Source organism: Allobosea sp. BK604, assembly GCF_004341515.1.
Taxonomy (GTDB): domain Bacteria; phylum Pseudomonadota; class Alphaproteobacteria; order Rhizobiales; family Beijerinckiaceae; genus Allobosea.
In genome coordinates this window covers 154309-172826 of record NZ_SLZF01000014.1, presented here as the reverse complement: position 1 = coordinate 172826, position 18518 = coordinate 154309, and the positions used below count along the sequence as shown (strand labels likewise).

The following is an 18518-nucleotide window of genomic DNA, read 5'->3' as shown; positions in this document are numbered from 1 at the left end:
CTCGCGGAAACGATAGGCTGCTCGATTCCCGATCATGAGCACAATTCTGGCGTGCCGCCACCTGAAATCGAGCTTGCTCGAGCCGTCTCGCAGCGACAATCCCAGCTTCCAGACCGTTTCGGATATTTGCGGATGACGTAGCGCCGCCGCGACGCCGGCAGGCAAGCGTTCGCCGACGGGCGTCGTAGATCGAAAGCCCGAATTGTCTTCTGTCCCCAGAATGCCTAAGAGCCGCCGACCTGCCCGGTTGGGACAGGCAATAGTGATCCCAGGGGGATGGGTTTGGACAAAATTGCCCTGGCTACCGGTGTGCTTGGCGCGATGGTCGCGCTTGGGCTTGTCGTATACGTCTTCTGCCGCCAACTGATGTGGCTGACGACCCCGATCGACGCCATTGGCGGCGTGCTCGGTGTCATCGCCAACTGGCTGGTGCTGCTCTGCTGCCTGCTGAGTGCCGGCAATGCGATCGTCCGCTATTCGCTGACGCCGATCCGGAACGTGTTGGCCGATCCGGGCCAAGCCGCCTTCCATCCGCTGCTGACCTGGCTGATGCCGGCGATCGAGGCCTATGGCCTCTATGCCAACGCCTTCCTGGAAGGCCAATGGTACATGTTCGCCGGCATGGTGCTGTTCGGCGCCGCCTACACGTTGCGGGTCAACGAGCATGTCCGCGTCGACCTGCTTTATGGGCTCTATAGCGACAAGGGCCGCCACTGGGTCGATTTCATCGGCGGCATCGTCTTCCTCATGCCGATGTGCATCGTCCTGATCTACTTCACCTGGGGATGGTTCGTTCAGGTCTGGACGCTCGGCGAGCGCTCGACCAATGCCGGCGGCCTGATCCGCTGGCCCGTCATCGTGCTCCTGCCGTTCGGGTTCACCATGGTGGCCGTTCAGGGCTTTTCCGAAATCATCAAGCGCGCGGCCGCGATCCGTGGCTTCCATCAACACGAATACGCTTACGAAAAGCCCCTGCAATGATGGATACGTTTCGCGACAACCTGAGCCCGCTGATGTTCGGCGGGCTGGTCGTCTTCCTGCTGATCGGCTATCCCGCCGCCTTCTCGCTCGCCGCTGTCGGCCTGTTCTTCGGCTTCATCGCGATCGAGATGGGCGTCATCGCGCCGAACTATCTCGGCAACCTGACCTTCCAGCTCTATTCGATCGTCTCGAACGATCTCCTGCTCGCGATCCCGTTCTTCACCTTCATGGGCGCGATCCTCGAGCGCTGCGGGCTAGCGGAGGATCTGCTGGATTCGATCGGCCAGCTCTTCGGCCCGATCCGCGGCGGCCTCTCCTACGCCGTCATCTTCGTCGGCGCGATCCTGGGCGCGATCACCGGTACGGTCGCGGCCTCGGTCATCGCGATGGGCGTGATCTCGCTGCCGGTGATGATGCGCTACAATTACGACATGCGGCATGCCACCGGCGTGATCGCGGCGTCGGGCACGATCACGCAGCTGATCCCGCCCTCGCTCGTCCTGATCGTGCTCGCCGACGTCATGGGCAAGTCGGTCGGCGACATGTACATGGGCGCAATCGGCCCCTCGATCGTCCAGCTCGTGCTGTTCTGCGGCTGGGTGCTGGTTCTCAGCTTCATCCGTCCCGACCATGTGCCGGCGCTGCCGCCGGAGGCGCGGACCCTGAAGGGCTGGCCGCTGCTGTGGAAGGCGATCCGCGGCATCGTCCCCTCTGCGGCGCTGATCTTCCTGGTGCTCGGCACCATCTTCATGGGCCTGGCCACGCCGACGGAAGCCGGCGCCATGGGCGCGGTCGGCGCTATCCTGCTCGCCTGGATGTACCGCACCCTGACCTGGAAGCTGTGCTACCAGGGCATGGCCTCGACCATGCGCCTCACGGCCATGGTGACCTTCATCCTGATCGGCGCGCGTGTCTTCAGCCTGGTCTTCCAGGGCGTCGGCGGCGGCCACTGGATCGAGAGCATGCTGGCGAACATGCCTGGCGGCCAGGTCGGCTTCCTGACCTTCACGATGATCTTCGTGTTCTTCGTGGCCTTCTTCCTCGACTTCTTCGAGATCGCCTTCATCATCATCCCGCTGCTGGCGCCGGTCGCGACCAAGCTCGGCATCGACCTGATCTGGTTCGGCCTGCTGATCTGCGCCAACATCCAGACGGCCTTCATGCACCCGCCCTTCGGCTTCGCGCTGTTCTATCTGCGCGGCATCGCGCCGAAGGAGGTGAAGACCTCCGACATCTACATGGGCTCGATCCCCTGGATCGTGCTGCAGCTGATGCTGGTAGCGCTGATGATCGCCTTCCCGCAGATCGTGACCTATTTCCTGGAAGCGCCGATCAAGATCGACCCGTCCAGGGTCAACGACATCCTGAACAACATCCCGGGCGTCGACGGCGGATTTGGGCTCCCGCCCTTGCCGGGGCAGCAGTAACACGCCAGGGGAGCCAAGCGGACCGGCCGGGGAAGGCCCGGCGCGGGCTGCGTTGACGGGTGGCCCCTTGGGGGCGGCCCGCTCGCGGCCATGGTCGGAAGCAGGCACCGCGGATACCGGCCAAGGCCTATGCGGGTTCCGCACGCACCTTCGGCTTGACGACCGTCGCCAGCACGATGCCGGCGACGATGAAGGCCGCTCCGGCGAGGTCGAAATCGTGCAGGCGCTCGCCGAGGATGAGATAGGCGAGCACGGCGACGAAAACGGTCTGCAGGTAGAGCAGCATGCTGGCGCGGCTGGCGCCGAGGCTCTCGACGCTGCGGTTGTAGAGATAATACATCAGCGCGCCGCCGGGGCCGGCGACATAGGCCAGCGCCAGGAGCCCGTCGGCATGCAGGCTCATGCGCGCGCCGGAGGTCATTTCCCAGAGGTAGAACGGCAAGGCGGCGAGCGCACCGGCTCCGAGCAGCAGCACGACCATCGGCAGCAGCTCGATGCCGAATTTCGAGCGCCGCAGCAGCACGGTGTAGAGGCCCCAGCAGAGCGCACTGCCGACGATCCATAATTCGCCGGGATTGAACTGGAGCCGCAGCAGCATGGAGAGGTCACCGCGCGCGACGATCACCACCATGCCGATGAGGGCGAGCGCTGCTCCGAGCGCCTTGGCCGGGCCGAGAGGCTCGCCAAGCACGAAGCGGGCGAGCACCATCGTCATGATCGGCGACAGCGCCATGATGATGCCGGCGGTCGTCGCGTTGGTATAGTTGAGGCCGGTGAAGATCATGCCCTGGCACAGGGTCAGGCCGATGGCGCCGATCATCACGACCTCGGTCGCGCGCGTTCGGATCAGCGCAAGCATTGCGCCGTGATGGCGATGCACGATCGGCAGCAGGATCAGGCAGGCGAGCGACAGGCGCCAGAAGCAGAGCGCCCAGGAGGGCATCTCGGGAGCGGCCCATTTGGCGGCGATGTAGACGCCGGCCGAGAGAAACCAGCACAGAACCGCCATGGGATAGGCGAGCGGTGTCGCGGCGCCCGCGGGCGCCTTCGCTTCGCCTGGATGAGCTATTGGCAGCGCTTGAATGGCCTGTCCCCCCGCTCGACTAGAGCTTAGCAGGAACCGGCGGCGCGGCGAACAGGAAATACTTGCTTCCCCTACAACCACTTCTTCCAGCGGAAGAACATGTAAGGCAGCACCGCGAACAGCACCATCAGGCCGATCGCCATCGGGTAGCCGAAACTCCAGTCCAGCTCAGGCATGGCCTTGAAGTTCATACCGTAGATCGAGGCGATCAGCGTCGGCGGCATCAGGGCGACCGAGACGACCGAGAAGAGCTTGATGATCTTGTTCTGCTCGATGCTGACCAGGCCGAGCGTGGCGTCCATCATGAACTGGAGCTTGTTCGACAGGAAGGTCGCGTGCTCCTCGATGGCCTGCACGTCGCGGATCGAGGTGCGCCATTCCGGCGAGAAGCCGCTCGTCGCCTTCTTCGGCCGCTTGTAATTGGCCGAGAGGAAGAGGAGCACGCGCTCGATCGAGACCATGCTCTCGCGCACATTGGAGATGATGTGCTCGTATTGGCCGATCTTCTGGATCACCGCCTGATAGGCGCCGCCTTGCTCCACGTCCGACGAGCGGCCGGCGAAGATGCGGCGCGAGGCGTTGTCGACGCGGTCGCCGACGCCGCGCAGCACCTCGGCGGCGCGATCGACGATCGCCTCGATGATGCCTTCCATGATCGCTTCGGGCTGGACGCCGCAGCCGCCCGGCTTGGTGACCCGGTTGAGGAAGATGCCGAAAGCCCCTGGCTCGTCATAACGCACGGTCACGAGCGAGGCCTCGGTCAGGATGAAGGTGACGTCGGCGAGCTTGGGGACGTTGGTATCCGACTGGCAGATCACCCGCGCCGTCATGTAATGCGCGCCGTTCTCGGTATAGATGATCTCCGACGGCTCGAGGTCGTGCATCTCCTCGCGCGTCGGGATCGAGATGCCGAGATGGGCCTCGACCTTCTTGTCCTCGGGCGCCGTCGGATTGAGCAGGTCGATCCAGGCCGAGCCGCCGGGGATCGGCTCGTCCTTGGTCAGCGTGCGATGGATCAGGCGGTCGCCTGTCTCCGGGCAGATGCCGTGGATCAGAAGCATGGCGGCGAGACTTTCAGCGGCGGCGAACATGCCGTTTTGCTGCGGCGCAAGAACTCCAATCCTGCTGCGATGTCAAACCGATGACGCGCTAACCCGTCATTGCGAGGAGCGCAGCGACGAAGCAATCCAGGGGGCGTGGAGCGAGGCCTCCTGGATTGCTTCGCGGAGCCTGTACCCGGGCTTGCCATAGGCAAGACCCGGGTGCTCGCAATGACGGAAAGCGTCTCAAACCCCGCCCTTCACGCCCTGCGGCGGCTTGCTGTCGGCGGGCACGAAGAAGTCCGGCATCAGCGGCACGGAGGGGTCGACGCGATAGCCGGAGAAGTCGGTGACGCCCTCGCCGGCCATGAAGCTGTCGTCGATCAGGAAATGCCCGGAGAACTGCCGGGAGGGCTTGCTGAAGATCATATGGGCGGCGTCGGCCAGGATCTCCGGCGTGCGGCTCGCCTGCACCATCTTGTCGCCGCCGAGCAAGTTCTGCACCGCCGCCGTCGCGATCGTGGTGCGCGGCCAGAGCGCGTTCACCGCGATGCCCTTCGGCGCGAGCTCGCCGGCGAGGCCGAGCACGCACAGGCTCATGCCGTATTTGGCGATGGAATAGGCCAGATGCGGCGCGAACCACTGCGTCTTCATGTCGAGCGGCGGCGACAGCATCAGGATATGCGGATTCCCGGCCTTCTCCAGATGCGGGATCGCGTATTTCGAGACCATGTAGGTGCCGCGCGTATTGATCTGGTGCATCAGATCGAAGCGCTTCATCTCGGTCATCTGGGTGTTGGTCAGCTGGATCGCGCTGGCATTGTTCACGACGATGTCGATGCCGCCGAAGGTCTCGGCGGTCCTGGCGATCGCCTCGGCGACGCTCTGCTCGTCCCTGACATCGACCATCAGCGGCAGGCATTTGCCACCGGCCGCCTCGATCTCGGCCGCGGCAGTGTAGATCGTGCCCGGCAGCTTGGGATGCGGCTCGGCCGTCTTGGCCGCGATGGTGACATTGGCGCCGTCGCGCGCCGCCCGGATGGCGATGGCAAGCCCGATGCCGCGCGAACCGCCGGTGATGAAGAGCGTCTTGTTCTTGAGCGACATGGTCGTCTCCAATCAGCCTGGAATGGTGAACCGGGCCGGCTGCGTGCCGTCCTGGTCGGTGAAGCCATGGGCGCGCGCCAGATCGGCCACGTGCAGAACCTGCCCGGCATGGCGGGCGACATGCGGATCCGCCGCGAGCGCTGCGACGGCGCGGCCGGCATAGAGCGGCGACTCGGTGGTCTCTTCGGCCATGCCTGCGTCTCGCACACGCTCGGTCAGGACATGGCCGGGCGACAGGGCCAGCGCAGTGACGCCGAACGGCTTGAGTTCCGTGCCCATGGCGAGGGTCAGCCGGTTCATCGCCACTTTGGCAAGATCGTAGAAGGCATCGCCGAGATAGGCCGAGGTGTCGAAGCTCACCGTGACGATCAGCCCGTTGCGCATCTGCACCATGGCCGGCGCGACGGCACGCGCCAGCAGCAATTGCGCGTAGACGCCGCTCTCGAAGCTCTCGCCGAGCCGCGCCACCGGCCGGCGCCAGAACGGCGTGCCGAAATTGGAGCCGTCCGGATAGCGCTCGCCATCATAGCCCTCATTGCCGCCCCAGACCGCGTCGACGACGCAATCGAGCCGGCCGAAGCGGCGCAACGCCCAGGAGACCAGCGCATCGACCTCGCGCTCCTGCGTGTGGTCGCAGCGATAGGGATGGCCCTTGCCGCCGATGAGCTCGACCTCGCGCGCCGTATCCTCGAAGGTCTCGAGGCGCTGGTCCGTGCGCGGACCGGCCTCGCTGGAGCGGCCGGTGACGATCACCGTCGCGCCGGCTTCGCCCAGGGCCTTGGCGATGCCACGGCCGAGCCCGCGCGACGCGCCGGCGACCAGGCAGATCTTGTCCGCGAGCGGCTTGATCGGGCTGTCATGTTTCATCGCCAGAAAGCCCGCTTTTCTGCTGGCGGCGCGGCGCGTGATCGCCTAGAGCCGCCCTCCCCCGAAGAGCGAGACGAGCCATGGATGCGAGCGAAGTTGCGGCCTGCTGGGAGGCCAATGCGGAAACCTGGACGCGCCACGCGCGCTCCGGCTACGACCGCTACCGCGACGAGGTGAACACACCCGTGTTCCTGGCGAACCTGCCGCCGGTGGTGGGGTCGAGCGGCCTCGATATCGGCTGCGGCGAGGGCTTCAACACGCGCAAGCTCGCGGAGCTCGGCGCGGCGATGACCGGCATCGACATCGCGCCGACCTTCATCCGCCATGCGCAGGAGGCGGAAGCGGCCCAGCCGCTCGGTATCGCCTACCAGGTCGGCGACGGCATGGCCCTGCCCTTCGCGAATGAGAGCTTCGATTTCGCCACCGCCTTCATGTCGCTGATGGACATGCCGGAGCAGCATCGCGTCCTCGCCGAGGCCGGGCGCGTGCTCAAGCCCGGCGGCTTCCTGCAATTCTCGATCCTGCATCCCTGTTTCTCGCCGCCCTATCGCAAGGTGCTGCGCGAACCCGACGGCAGGGTGCGGGCGATCGAGGTCGGCGGCTATTTCGGCGCGGTGCAGGGCGATGTCGAGACCTGGCGTTTCGGCACCGCGCCGGAGCACGAGAAGGCCAAGGTCGAACCGTTCCGCGTGCCGCGCTTCCACCGCACGCTGAGTGAATGGCTCAACCTGATCGTCGCGACGGGCTTTTCCATCGAGCACGTGGACGAGCCGACGGTCGACGCGGCGACGGCCGAGGCCGTGCCTTACCTCGCCGACCTGCGCGTCGGGCCGCTGTTCCTGCACCTGCGGGTGCGGAAGCCGGCCTGAGCCTGAAAAGGCGCTTCTCTCGAGGTTGGCGGGACGCGTTAGCCGCTGCGTGGCCGCTCCTCCGCCGTCATTGCGAGCGCAGCGAAGCAATCCAGACTCGTAGCGCTCGGCGGCCCCTGGATTGCTTCGCTGCGCTCGCAATGACGGTCTTCCTTGCAGACACTGGCTTACCCGCAGGCTCTCAAGAACACCGCCCGCCCGGCCGAACTGCTTCGATGTCGAAATCACGCCGCGAAGACCGCAGCGGCATCCTCGACCGCGCCGGCGCCCTCGGTCACCGCCAGCTCCAGCGCCTGGGCTTCGGGGACGGCGTGCTCGGCGTAGAAGCGGGCGGTGGCGAGCGCGGCCGCGCCGTTCTCCTCGGAGCGCATGGCGAGGGCTTTCTTCGCCAGCCCGGTGCCGCCCTGCGCCAGCGCGAAGAGCTTGAGGTAAGGCGTCGCCCCGGCCAGCGCATCGGCCTGCTTCGCGCCCATCGTCGCCAGCAGCCATTGCGTCGCGCGCTCCAGCGCGTCGATGGCGGCAGCAAGCCGCGCGGCAGTGTGGCCGAAGCCCGGCGTGTTCGCCGCCGCGACCTCGGCTGCGACGCCGCGCATCTCGGCGATCAGCGCCTTGACCGCCTCGCCGCCGGACAGCGGCAGCTTGCGCAGCACGAGATCGATGGCCTGGATGCCGTTGGTGCCCTCGTAGATCGCCGCGATCCGGGCATCGCGCAGATATTGCGCCGCGCCGGTCTCCTCGACATAGCCCATGCCACCATGGACCTGGATGCCGGTCGAGGCGACCTCGATGCCGATATCGGTCGCATAGGCCTTGGCGATGGGGGTGAGGATCGCGGCGCGCTCGGCCGCGGCCTTGCGCCTGCCCGCATCCGTCTCGCGATGCGAACGGTCGAGCGCCTCGGCCAGCAGGTAGGAAATGGCGCGGGCGCTCTGGGTCTTGGCGCGCATGTCCATCAGCATGCGGCGGACATCCGGGTGTACGATGATCGGGCTCATCGGCGCCCCCTTCGGTGCGTCGAGCGCGGTGCCCTGCCGGCGCTCCCTGGCGAAGGCGAGCGCATGCTGATAGGCGCGCTCGGCGATCGCCACGCCCTGGATCGCGACATTGAGGCGGGCATTGTTCATCATCGTGAACATGCAGGCGAGGCCGCGATTCTCCTCGCCGATCAGCCAGCCGATCGCGCCGTCCTTGTCGCCATAGGCCATGGAGCAGGTCGGCGAGGCATGGATGCCGAGCTTGTGCTCGATGCCGGAGCAGCGCAGGTCGTTATGGGCGCCGAGCGTGCCGTCGTTGTTGACCAGATATTTCGGCACGAGGAACAGCGAGATGCCGCGCGTGCCGGGAGGGGCATCGGGCAGGCGGGCAAGAACGAGATGCACGATGTTCTCAGTCATGTCCTGCTCGCCATAGGTGATGAAGATCTTCTGGCCGGTGATGCGGTAGGTGCCGTCGCCGGCGCGTTCGGCCCTGGAGCGCAGCGCGTTGAGGTCGGAGCCCGCCTGCGGCTCGGTCAGGTTCATCGTCCCCATCCATTCGCCGGAGACGAGCTTGGCGAGATAGGTCTCTTTCAGCTCCTCCGAGCCATGGGCATAAAGCGCCTCGATCGCGCCGACCGTCAGCAGCGGGCCGAGGGCGAAGGCGAAGGCGGCCGAGTTCCACATCTCCGTGCAGGCCGATTGCAGCAAAACCGGCAAGCCCTGGCCGCCATAGGTCTCCGGCGCCTGCAGCGAATTCCATCCGGCCTCGGCCCAGGCCCGATAGGCCTCCTTCCAGCCCGGAGGGGTGGTGACGACGCCGTCCTTCAGGGTCGAGCCGTGCTTGTCGCCGACGGCGTTGAGCGGCGCCAGGCGCTCGGCGGCGAATTTCGCGGCCTCGTCGAGGATCGCCTCGCTCATGCCGCCATCGAGCTCGGGCGCGAGCCCGTCACCGATCAGCCCGTCCAGCCCCGCGACATGGCGCATGGTGGCGATCATATCCTCGACCGGGGCGCGATAGCTCATGACCTTCTCCCTGAACGCCTTCGCTGCCGGGCGAACCGCCCTTCGAAGGTCTCGATCCGCCATTGCTGCGTTGACGGCGATGTTAGCGACGAACTATCCCCTTCGCCACGCGCCAGCCTCCCGACTTTCCGCCGATCGTGCACGCGCCAGAATTAGTTTATATATGAACCATTCAACGTCAACCACTTCCCGCGCCACGAGCCGGCTCTCGACCGATGCGGAGGGCATCGCCGAGGCCGCGCGCCTGCTGCGCGAAGGCGGGCTCGTCGCGCTGCCCACCGAGACGGTCTATGGGCTCGCGGCCGACGCGACCTCGGGCAAGGCCGTCGCCGGCATCTACGCCGCCAAGGAGCGGCCGAGCTTCAACCCGCTGATCGCGCATCTGCCGAGTATCGAAGCCGCCAGGCGCGAGGGCCTGTTCGATGCCAATGCGCTGGCGCTGGCGAAAGCCTTCTGGCCGGGGCCGCTGACGCTGGTCGTGCCGGTCTCCTCAGGCTGCACGGTGAGCGAACTGGCACGGGCCGGGCTCGACTCGGTGGCGCTGCGCGTGCCCGCGCATCCGCTGGCCCATGCGGTGCTCGAGGCGGTCGGGCGGCCGATCGCGGCGCCCTCCGCCAACCGCTCCGGCCGGGTCAGCGCGACCAGCGCGGCGCATGCGCTGGCCGATCTCGACGGCCGGATCGACGCCGTGCTCGATGCCGGACCGACCTCGATCGGCGTCGAATCGACCATCATCTCCTGCCTCGACGGCGCGCCGAAGCTGCTCCGCCCCGGCGGCGTGCCGCGCGCCGCGATCGAGGGCGTGATCGGGCGCTCGCTCGTGCTCGCCGGCGAAGCGGGAGCGGCGCCGATCTCGCCCGGCCTGCTCGCCTCGCATTATGCGCCGGCAGCGCAGGTGCGGCTGGACGCGGCGGCGCCGCGCGCCGACGAGGCCTGGCTCGGCTTCGGGCCGGAGCCTGAAGGCTGCACCCTGCCCGCCATCGCGCTCAATCTCAGCCCGACCGGCGATCTGGCGGAAGCCGCGGCCAATCTCTTCGGCTTCATGCGCCGGCTCGACGCGCAGAGGCCGGCGGCCATCGCGGTCGCGTCGGTGCCGGAGCACGGCCTGGGCGAGGCGATCAACGACCGGCTGCGGCGGGCGGCAGCGCCGCGCTAGTCGGCATTGTCCGAAAACCGCAATCCGCTGCGGCCCGATGCGCTGAGAGTGGATGGCTGAGCTTGCAAACGCACCTTGCAATTGCGCAAGATATCGCGTTGCTTTTGGCGTGAGGAGTTCGCGCCGATGAAAGCCAATCTTGCCTGGGACGATTTCAGGCTGGTCAAGGCGATTGCCGACCATGCCGGGCTGACCGGCGCATCGCAGGCGCTCGGCGTCAACCATTCCACCGTGTTCCGCCGGCTCGGCCAGATCGAGGAGCAGCTCGGCCTGCCGCTCTTCGAACGGCGCAAGACCGGCTATGTCGCGACCGTCGCCGGCGAGGAGATGACCGCGCTCGCCGCCAGGATGGACGAGGATGTCACCGCCTTCGACCGCCGACTCGCCGGGCGCGACGTCACGCCCTCCGGCGAGTTGCGGGTGACGACGACCGACACGCTCTATCTCAACATGCTGCTGCCGATCTTCGCCATGTTCCGGCAGATGCATCCAGCGATCAGGCTCGATGTCGCCATCGGCAACCAGACGCTGAACCTCTCCAAGCGCGATGCGGATGTCGCGATCCGCGCCAGCGATTCGCCGGGCGAGACGCTGGTCGGGCGCCGGATCGCGACGCTGTCCTGGGCGATCTACGCCCGCAAGGACGAGGGCCTGACGCCGGAAGAGACGGCGGACCCGGCCGCGCTGCTCGAGCGCAACTGGGTGACGCTCGGCGACCAGCTCGGCTATGTGAAGGCGGCGCGCTATGTCCGAGACCGCGTGCAGCCGGAGCGGATCGCGCTGAAGAGCTCGGCCGTGCTCGGCCTCACCGAGGCGGTCGAGCAGGGCATCGGCATCGGCCCCCTGCCCTGCTTCATCGCCGACCAGCGCCCCTGCCTGATCCGCCTGACGCCGCCCAATCCCGATTTCTCGACCGGGGTCTGGATCCTGACGCATCCCGATATCAGGCACGCACCACGGGTGCGCGCCTTCATGGATTTCTGCGGCAGCGAGCTGGCGAAGAAGCGCGGGCTGCTGGAAGGTACCGGCTGAGGCTCAGGCCGACCGCAGCGATTGCGCCCGGGCGAGGGTCGGCATCTCAGCCGATCTCGACCACGACCCGTCCCCTGACCTTGCCCTCGACGATCGCCTTGCCGGTCTCGATCACGCTTTCCAGCGGGATCGTCGTGGTGATGACCGCGAGCTTGTCGCGGTCGAGATCGGCCGCGAGCCTCGCCCAGGCTTCGAGCCGGCGCGGCTTCGGGCACATCACCGAATCGACGCCGAGCAGCGAGACACCGCGCAGGATGAAGGGCGCGACCGAGGCCGGCAGGTCCATGCCCTGCGCCAGGCCGCAGGCGGCGATGGCGCCGCCATATCTGGTCATCGAGAGCAGGTTGGCGAGCGTATGCGAGCCGACCGCGTCGACGCCGGCGATCCAGCGCTCCTTGCCGAGCGGGCGGCCTGGGCCGGAAAGCTCGTTGCGGTCGATGATCTCGGCCGCGCCGAGGCTCTTCAGGTAGTCGCCCTCCTCGGCCCGGCCGGTCGAGGCGATGACATGCCAGCCGGCCTTGGCGAGCAGCGCGATCGCGACCGAACCGACCCCGCCGGCCGCGCCGGTGACCACGACGGGACCGTCGGCGGGCTTCAGACCATGCTTTTCGAGCGCCAGCACGCAGAGCATTGCGGTGAAGCCGGCGGTGCCGATCGCCATGGCCTGGTCCGGATTCAGGCCGGCAGGCAGCGGCACCAGCCAGTCGCCCTTGACCCGGCTCTTCTGGGCGTAGGCGCCGAGATGGGTCTCGCCGGTGCCCCAGCCGTTGAGCACGACGAGATCGCCCGGCTTGAACCCGGGATGGCTGGAGCTCTCGACGCGCCCGGCGAAATCGATGCCGGGGATCATCGGCCAGCGGCGCACGACCGGCGCCTTGCCGGTGACGGCAAGCCCGTCCTTGTAGTTCACCGTCGAATGCGTGACGCGGACGGTGACATCGCCTTCCATCAGGTCGGCTTCGGCGAAATCGGTGAAGGCGAGGTTGGTTCCGCTCTCGCCCTTTGTCGCGACCAGGGCCTTGAAGGTCGTCATCGGTTCTCTCCTGCCATGCACCAGAGCATTTCCGCGCTCCTCCGAACCGCGAAGATTCTCCATCCCTTTGTTTGAGGCATTTTCTTCACGCGAACCGGTATCCACTTCGCTCGAAAATGCTCTAGTCGGCAGGCAGATGACCCCGCCCCGCCGCCGCCCGCAAGCGGCAAGCCGGCGCGTCAGCGCGCAATCCCTTCTACAGGAATCGGTCGAACGATCAGAATCCGGGCCGGATCAGCGCAAAAGCGGTTCCCACTTTTGCGGAACATGCTCTCAGGCCGGCTGCGGCACCGCGCGCTCGACCGGCTTCTCGACGATCGGCAGGTTGATCAGGGCCGAGGCGACGCCGAGCGCGACCGAAAGCCACCAGACGATCTCGTAGGAGCCGAAGCGCTCATAGAGCACGCCGCCGAGCAGCACGCCGAGGAAGCCGCCGACCTGGTGCGAGAAAAACGCGAAGCCGTAGAGCATCGCCATGTATTTGGTGCCGAACATCAGCATGACCAGCGAGGAGGTCGGCGGCACCGTCGAGAGCCAGAACAGGCCGATGACCACGCCGAAGGCGAGCGCCGTCGCCGGGCTCGCCGGCAAGAGGATGAAGGCGGCGATCGCCACCGCCCGGCCGAAATAGATCCAGGCCAGCAAATGGCGCTTGGGCATGCGCGTCGAAAGCCAGCCCGAGGAGAGCGAGCCGACCGCGTTGGCGAGGCCGATCACCGCCAGCGTCCAGCCGCCGACCCAGGCCGGCAGGCCGGCATCCTTGAGATAGGCCGGCATATGGACGGTGATGAAGGCGAGTTGGAAGCCGCAGGTGAAGAAGCCGAGCACCAGGAAGACATAGCTCCGGTGCTTGAAGGCCTCGGTCAGCGCCTGGACGACGGTCTGGTTCGGCAGGTTCGCGGCGGCGGCCTGCTGCGCGCCCGAGCCCCCGAGCTTGCGGGTCGCCAGGATGACGGTCAGCGGCAGCACCGGCAGCAGGGTGAAGGCGAAGACGACGAGCGCCTGCTGCCAGCCGAGCGTGTCGATCAGGATGTTGCCGATCGGCGGGAACAGGAACTGGCCGAAGGAGCCGGCCGCCGTGCCGGCGCCGAAGGCCATCGGCCGCCAGCTCTCGGGCAGGAGCTTGCCGAAGGCGGCGAGCACGAGGTTGAAGGAGCAGGCCGAGAGGCCGAAGCCGATCAGCACACCGGCGCCGAGATGGAGCTGCAGCGGCGTCGAGGCATAGGCCATCATGACGAGGCCGGCAGCATAAAGCAGCGCGCCGGCGCACAGCACGCGTACCGTACCGAATCGGTCGGCGATCGCGCCGGCGAAGGGCGCGCCGAGGCCCCAGAGCAGGTTCTGGATCGCAAGCGCCAGGCCGAAGGTGTCGCGGCCCCAGCCGAACTGCACGGTCATCGGGATCTGGAACAGGCCGGCGCTGGCGCGCGGCCCGAAGGTGATGAGCGCAATCAGGCAGCCGGCAGCGACAATGATTTCCGGCGCATAGCTGCGCTGGGGAGCCGCGTTCATGGGGTATCTCCGCCAGGATTCGGGGATCGTGTGGCTGCACGTTAGCGTCTGAGAGAGTGGTGGAACAACGCGTTTTCGTTAGGCGCAGCATCACGCCGGCTCATGCGACCGGTCGCGGCGCCGAATTTTCGCGGCGGCATTAACCGGCCCTCAACCCTACCGGACCGATAACGGATTCGTCGGAAAGCGCACGAATCCGCGCCACCGGTATCATGTCGTCAGGGCGGGCAGAGCAGTCTTGAGTCAGTTGCGGTTGCATCGGCGTAAGCGGCGGGCCGGATCGCTCAAGGTCAAATGGGCGCTGGCGACGGTCGCGCCCTGGGCCCTGTCCTTCGGCATGCTCGTCTCCTTCACCGCCTCCGCCGGGCAGAATGCGGCGCTCGACAGCGCCCCGCTTTCGGCCGTGCCGCGTGTCGCGCCGGCGATCCTGTCCGAGCTCGACGAGGGGCCTTCGATGCTGGTCGCGGCCAGCGCCTTCCGGCTGCCCGGCCTGTCGCTCTCCTCCTCCTTCCAGCAGGCGCATCTCTCCTTCGACGATCCCGAACGGCGCGTCGTCGTCGATCCACGCCTGCCGCGCGAGGACATGAAACGCGTCGTCGGCGTCTTCCCCGAGGTCGATCGCAGCCATAAGGGCGACCCGCTGCCCGGCCTGCGGCCGACACTCTCCGGAAAAGCGCCGCCGCGCGAGCTCGAGGCCATCGTCTTCGGCGACAACCAGCCGGGGCTGATTTCCGGCGGCTTCTCCCTCGATGCCATCCGCGAGCATGAGCTCACCGACCCGCCGGTCGGCTTCGAGCCCCTGCCCTTCGACGAAGGGCTGACCGATCCGGCGCTCTCCGATTCCTCGCCGCTGAGCTCGCTGAAGCCGGTCATCACCTCGCCGCGCCAGGCCGAGCTGCATCTGGAAAGCATCGATGGCTCCTCCCCATCGGTGCCGCGCTCGTCCTCCTCGTCCTCGACGACCCCGTCGGTCAACTACAATGTCGCGACCTTGCCGCCGCCCCCGCAGGCGCCGGCGCTCGGCAACGTCGCCAAGCCGAGCCTGGTCTCGCGCGGCACGACCTCGTCGAGCAGCCTGGTCGGCAAGGCCGATCCCGGCCCGCGCGAGATCTATACCGGGCTGATCGTGCCGGAGGACATGGCTAAGGAACAGCGCTGCCTGGCCGAGGCCGTCTATTTCGAGGCGCGCTCGGAATCGGACGAAGGCCGGGCCGCAGTGGCGCAGGTCGTGCTCAACCGGGTGAAGAGCGGGCTCTATCCGAACACCGTCTGCGGCACGGTCTACCAGAACCGCAACCGCTATCTCGCCTGCCAGTTCACCTTCGCCTGCGAGGGCAAGTCGCTGCGCATCACCGAACCGGAGCCGTGGCGCGCCTCGGTCCGCATCGCGCGCGAGGTCTATGAGGGCACGACCTATCTCGCGGAAGTCGGCGCCTCCACGCATTACCATGCCGACTATGTCCGGCCGTATTGGGCGAAGAAGCTCAAGAAAATGGACGTGATCGGCCGCCACGTCTTCTACAAGCTGAGGCCGGGGCAGACTTAGGCCGGTAGTCTGTCGCTGTAGCGCGAAGTTTCAAATGGCAATGAACGAAGGATCAAGTGGCAACAGATCCTGAAATCGGAGCTGGCTGTGTCGCCCGGTAAGCCAGCCTGGGAACGCACCGCAAGCAGTCTCAGACGACACAGCCTAACTCGCGCGCCGTCCGCTCCCGGACCGGGCAATCCTGAACTGGAGCATTTCCGCGTTTCTTCGAATCGCGAAAATTCTCTATCTACTTGTTTTGACGCATTTTCTTCACGCGAACCGGTATCCACTTCGCTCGAAAATGCTCTAGGCACGCTTTGCTGTCAGCGCTCCCGCAGAAGCAGCGTCACGCCTGGACTGCCGTGTAATCCAGCGGCGGATCGGCATCTCGAAGTAGCGCAGCGAGACCCATGAGATAGCCGCCGTGATCAGCAACACCGTCACAGGCATATAAGCCTGATGCAAGGTCATCTCACGCGGGTTCGATGCGTAAAGCCAGCGCCACAGCGCATAGTTCACGACCTGATGGTACATGTACGCCCCATAAGAGATGAGGCCGATCGAAGTGAGAATCCTGCTCGTGAAAATCGGGCGCAGCGGGCCGGCCTCTCGTGTGAAGATGTTGAGCATGAGGCAGGCCATGGCGATGTTGATCAACGGATACTGAGCGACGATCAGCATCAGGTACGTGATGTTTCCGCCCAGCGAGAGCCGCCACTGCTCGCCGACATAGCCCCAGAAATCGCAGAGCTGCATGATGATGAGCGCCAGCGCGAGCCAGTTGAGCGGCCCTTGTACGCGTCGGGCTATGGCCAGAGCCGGCGCGTGGCGCACGAGCGCGGCGAGCAATACGCCGAGCATGAGCGCGTCCATCCGCGCGACCGTCAGCAGATAACCGGCCTGCCAGTTCACATTCGCAACAACCAATGCCCGGATCAGCGGAGTCGAAACCACCACCGCAACCGCCGACACGACCAGCCAGCGCCGGGGAACGAGGAAGACGAGGAACGGGAAGACGAGATAAAACTGCTCCTCGATCGCGAGCGACCATGTCACCCCGAGGATGTTGTTTCCCGACGCCTTGGTCAGGGCCATCACGATGTTCTGCGAGAAGATCGCGTAATAGCCCTCGGGCAGGGACAGGTTCACCAGAGCGTGCAAAACCGGGGCTGGGCTTACGTCATAGGCAGCACGCGCGACGATCGAGAAGATGATCATCAAGTAGTAGACCGGGAAGATACGTGCGATGCGGCGCGTCCAGAACGCGCGAAAATAGCCTGGCGAGCCCTTGCTATCCATCAGGGCTCCCGAAATCAGGAAGCCCGACAGGATGAAGAACAAGTCAACGCCGCCGCTCATGAAGGGCTGAATTCGAAACCGGGCAAGATCAAACCAAGTGCCCGGGAAGAGCGGAAGCGGGGCGACCACGACGTGCAGGACGATTACGAGAAGACAGGCGAGCCCCCGCACGCCGTCAAGCTCGGGAATATGTTTGCGCGTCATGCTTTGGTACCCGCAGCCCCCGCCGCAGTCTCGGCGTAGAATATTCCGGCGTATCGCGAAAGCGGCCCTTGCTGGATTCTGCACAGTAAACGCTGACCGTGTTCTTCAAGTCACTTAAGAGACTTAGGTCTTGCGACGCCTACTCGTTGACCGGCGCGTGCCGAGAGCTTGGTGGCGGCTCGAAATCGCGCGTCTTCGATCACCGCAACGGTTCGGTAGGCATAGCGTGAAGGTGAGTGGAACGGCTGCGCATCCCCGTCGGTTCGCTTCGCGCACGAATTCAATGGGAGGCTTCTATGGGCCTTTTCGAATTCACGATCCTGATTGGCTGCGTTTCCGCAATCGGCCTCATGGCATGGGAGCGGCCGCCGACCGGCTGAATGCGGGGAATGTTCCGCAATCGGAATTCCGCTGGGCACGGTCCCGGTCCCAGGCCGGACGAGCCGACCATCGCAGCCCCGATAGGGGCCGCAGCTCAAGGCGTCGGACCACGATGGGGTCCGACGCTCTGAACTCCCACTGTTGATCGTCCTGCCCGACGCTATTTCTGCCAACGCATCGCGCGCAAGGAGCGCTGAAGGTTGGCGAGCGTCTCCGCCTGCTCTGCCTGATTGGCGCGAATTTCCTCAAGGACCATGGCAAGATCGTTTTTTGATCTTCCCAATTTCGGCGCTCCGACGGTCGCCTTCGGCGCATCCTTCGCGAGCGGCCGCTCGAAATCCATCTCCATGCCCAGCTCCCCATTGCATTCCGCCCACCGGCGGAATGGTGCCGGCCTGGCGAAGACTGTCCATGGCTCAAAGGGAGAACGGCACGGCCCGTGCGGGGCACTTCGTTCGCTCCGGGCATGCCTCGGATGGGAGAGCGAATGGTCGCTGCCCCGCATTTCGGGTGAGATCGGGCCGTCAGATGCCCTGCCCTGATGAGGATGAGACCGGCCGCTTCCGCAGTTCGGAGACCATGGCAGCGCGCCGTATTTCACAGCCTATGACGGCGATACCGATCCGGGCAAGATCTTGCCAGATGACATCACCCGTCTTCAGTGTTGTTTTAGCCCGCTGAGAAGAAGCTTCTGCTTTCGAAACGCTACGCCGCGGCGAATAAAAAAGCCGACACCGCCCCGAAGAGCGGTGCCGGCCGTCATGCTGAAAAATAGCCGTCGCGGCGCTCTCTGAAAGCTCCGGTCCGAGTACAATATAAAAGGCATCGTAAAGCGTATACCCGGAGCAATAGCCGCCGCAACCCCGTGTGATCATGATAGCAACGCGGCCACATGAATCTACAGACCAAAGTCGGGCGATTTGAGATTTCGGTCAGGACACAGCAACGAGCCTGCGGACGTCTGCCTGGTGCATTTCGATCGAAGTGGAGACCGGCTC

15 protein-coding genes are annotated in these 18518 nt (G+C 66.0%); 6 read left to right on the top strand and 9 right to left on the bottom strand.

The genetic code is table 11. The features are described from left to right. Positions 1-366: 366 nt before the first annotated feature. Both EV560_RS32830 and EV560_RS32825 read left to right on the top strand, forming a co-directional pair. Positions 367-981, top strand: a complete 615-nt coding sequence (locus EV560_RS32830) for a TRAP transporter small permease subunit (RefSeq protein WP_131860114.1) — start codon at positions 367-369, stop codon at positions 979-981. Next, positions 978-2408 (top strand): TRAP transporter large permease, encoded by a 1431-nt coding sequence (locus tag EV560_RS32825; RefSeq protein WP_465247063.1) that lies wholly within the window; start codon positions 978-980, stop codon positions 2406-2408. Before EV560_RS32830 ends, EV560_RS32825 begins: the two co-directional genes overlap by 4 nt. A 127-nt stretch (positions 2409-2535) precedes the next feature. On the opposite strand, the gene EV560_RS32820 is transcribed toward EV560_RS32825, so the two are convergent. The 4 genes from EV560_RS32820 to EV560_RS32805 form a co-directional block, all read right to left on the bottom strand. Continuing rightward, positions 2536-3492 carry a DMT family transporter gene (locus tag EV560_RS32820; RefSeq protein WP_131860112.1) on the bottom strand — a complete coding sequence of 319 codons (957 nt, stop codon included), beginning with the start codon at positions 3490-3492 and terminating at the stop codon, positions 2536-2538. Between the two features lie 71 nt (positions 3493-3563). Continuing rightward, positions 3564-4583 carry a magnesium transporter CorA family protein gene (locus EV560_RS32815; protein ID WP_248312323.1) on the bottom strand — a complete coding sequence of 340 codons (1020 nt, stop codon included), beginning with the start codon at positions 4581-4583 and terminating at the stop codon, positions 3564-3566. Between the two features lie 195 nt (positions 4584-4778). Then, positions 4779-5639, bottom strand: a complete 861-nt coding sequence (locus tag EV560_RS32810) for an SDR family oxidoreductase (protein ID WP_131860064.1) — start codon at positions 5637-5639, stop codon at positions 4779-4781. Between the two features lie 12 nt (positions 5640-5651). Next, a complete protein-coding gene (locus EV560_RS32805) occupies positions 5652-6506 on the bottom strand; it encodes an SDR family NAD(P)-dependent oxidoreductase (protein ID WP_131860063.1) in 855 nt (284 codons plus the stop codon). 80 nt (positions 6507-6586) lie between these two features. On the opposite strand from EV560_RS32805, the gene EV560_RS32800 reads away from it, so the two are divergent. Next, positions 6587-7375 carry a class I SAM-dependent methyltransferase gene (locus EV560_RS32800; protein ID WP_131860062.1) on the top strand — a complete coding sequence of 263 codons (789 nt, stop codon included), beginning with the start codon at positions 6587-6589 and terminating at the stop codon, positions 7373-7375. A 224-nt stretch (positions 7376-7599) separates the two neighbouring features. Here EV560_RS32800 and EV560_RS32795 read toward each other — a convergent pair whose 3' ends face one another. Further along, positions 7600-9375, bottom strand: a complete 1776-nt coding sequence (locus tag EV560_RS32795) for an acyl-CoA dehydrogenase family protein (RefSeq protein WP_131860061.1) — start codon at positions 9373-9375, stop codon at positions 7600-7602. 163 nt (positions 9376-9538) lie between these two features. Between EV560_RS32795 and EV560_RS32790 the strand changes: the two genes are divergently transcribed. Next, the gene (locus EV560_RS32790; protein WP_131860060.1) at positions 9539-10531 is read left to right on the top strand and encodes an L-threonylcarbamoyladenylate synthase; all 993 of its coding nucleotides are present in this window, start codon (positions 9539-9541) and stop codon (positions 10529-10531) included. Positions 10532-10657: 126 nt separating this feature from the next. Then, the gene (locus EV560_RS32785) at positions 10658-11563 is read left to right on the top strand and encodes a LysR family transcriptional regulator (protein ID WP_131860059.1); all 906 of its coding nucleotides are present in this window, start codon (positions 10658-10660) and stop codon (positions 11561-11563) included. Between the two features lie 46 nt (positions 11564-11609). Here the strand turns inward: EV560_RS32785 and acuI are convergent, their stop codons facing one another. Continuing rightward, positions 11610-12596 carry an acrylyl-CoA reductase (NADPH) gene (acuI, locus tag EV560_RS32780; protein WP_131860058.1) on the bottom strand — a complete coding sequence of 329 codons (987 nt, stop codon included), beginning with the start codon at positions 12594-12596 and terminating at the stop codon, positions 11610-11612. Positions 12597-12869: 273 nt separating this feature from the next. Next, positions 12870-14108, bottom strand: a complete 1239-nt coding sequence (locus EV560_RS32775) for an MFS transporter (RefSeq protein ID WP_131860057.1) — start codon at positions 14106-14108, stop codon at positions 12870-12872. Positions 14109-14346: 238 nt separating this feature from the next. Between EV560_RS32775 and EV560_RS32770 the strand changes: the two genes are divergently transcribed. Continuing rightward, positions 14347-15654 carry a cell wall hydrolase gene (locus EV560_RS32770; RefSeq protein ID WP_248312322.1) on the top strand — a complete coding sequence of 436 codons (1308 nt, stop codon included), beginning with the start codon at positions 14347-14349 and terminating at the stop codon, positions 15652-15654. A 288-nt stretch (positions 15655-15942) separates the two neighbouring features. Here EV560_RS32770 and EV560_RS32765 read toward each other — a convergent pair whose 3' ends face one another. Together EV560_RS32765 and EV560_RS32760 are read right to left on the bottom strand one after the other, a co-directional pair. After that, positions 15943-17139 carry an acyltransferase family protein gene (locus EV560_RS32765; RefSeq protein ID WP_131860056.1) on the bottom strand — a complete coding sequence of 399 codons (1197 nt, stop codon included), beginning with the start codon at positions 17137-17139 and terminating at the stop codon, positions 15943-15945. A gap of 541 nt (positions 17140-17680) precedes the next feature. Beyond that, positions 17681-17869: a hypothetical protein gene (locus EV560_RS32760; RefSeq protein WP_131860055.1), complete on the bottom strand. Its 189-nt coding sequence runs from the start codon at positions 17867-17869 to the stop codon at positions 17681-17683. Positions 17870-18518 lie beyond the last annotated feature (649 nt).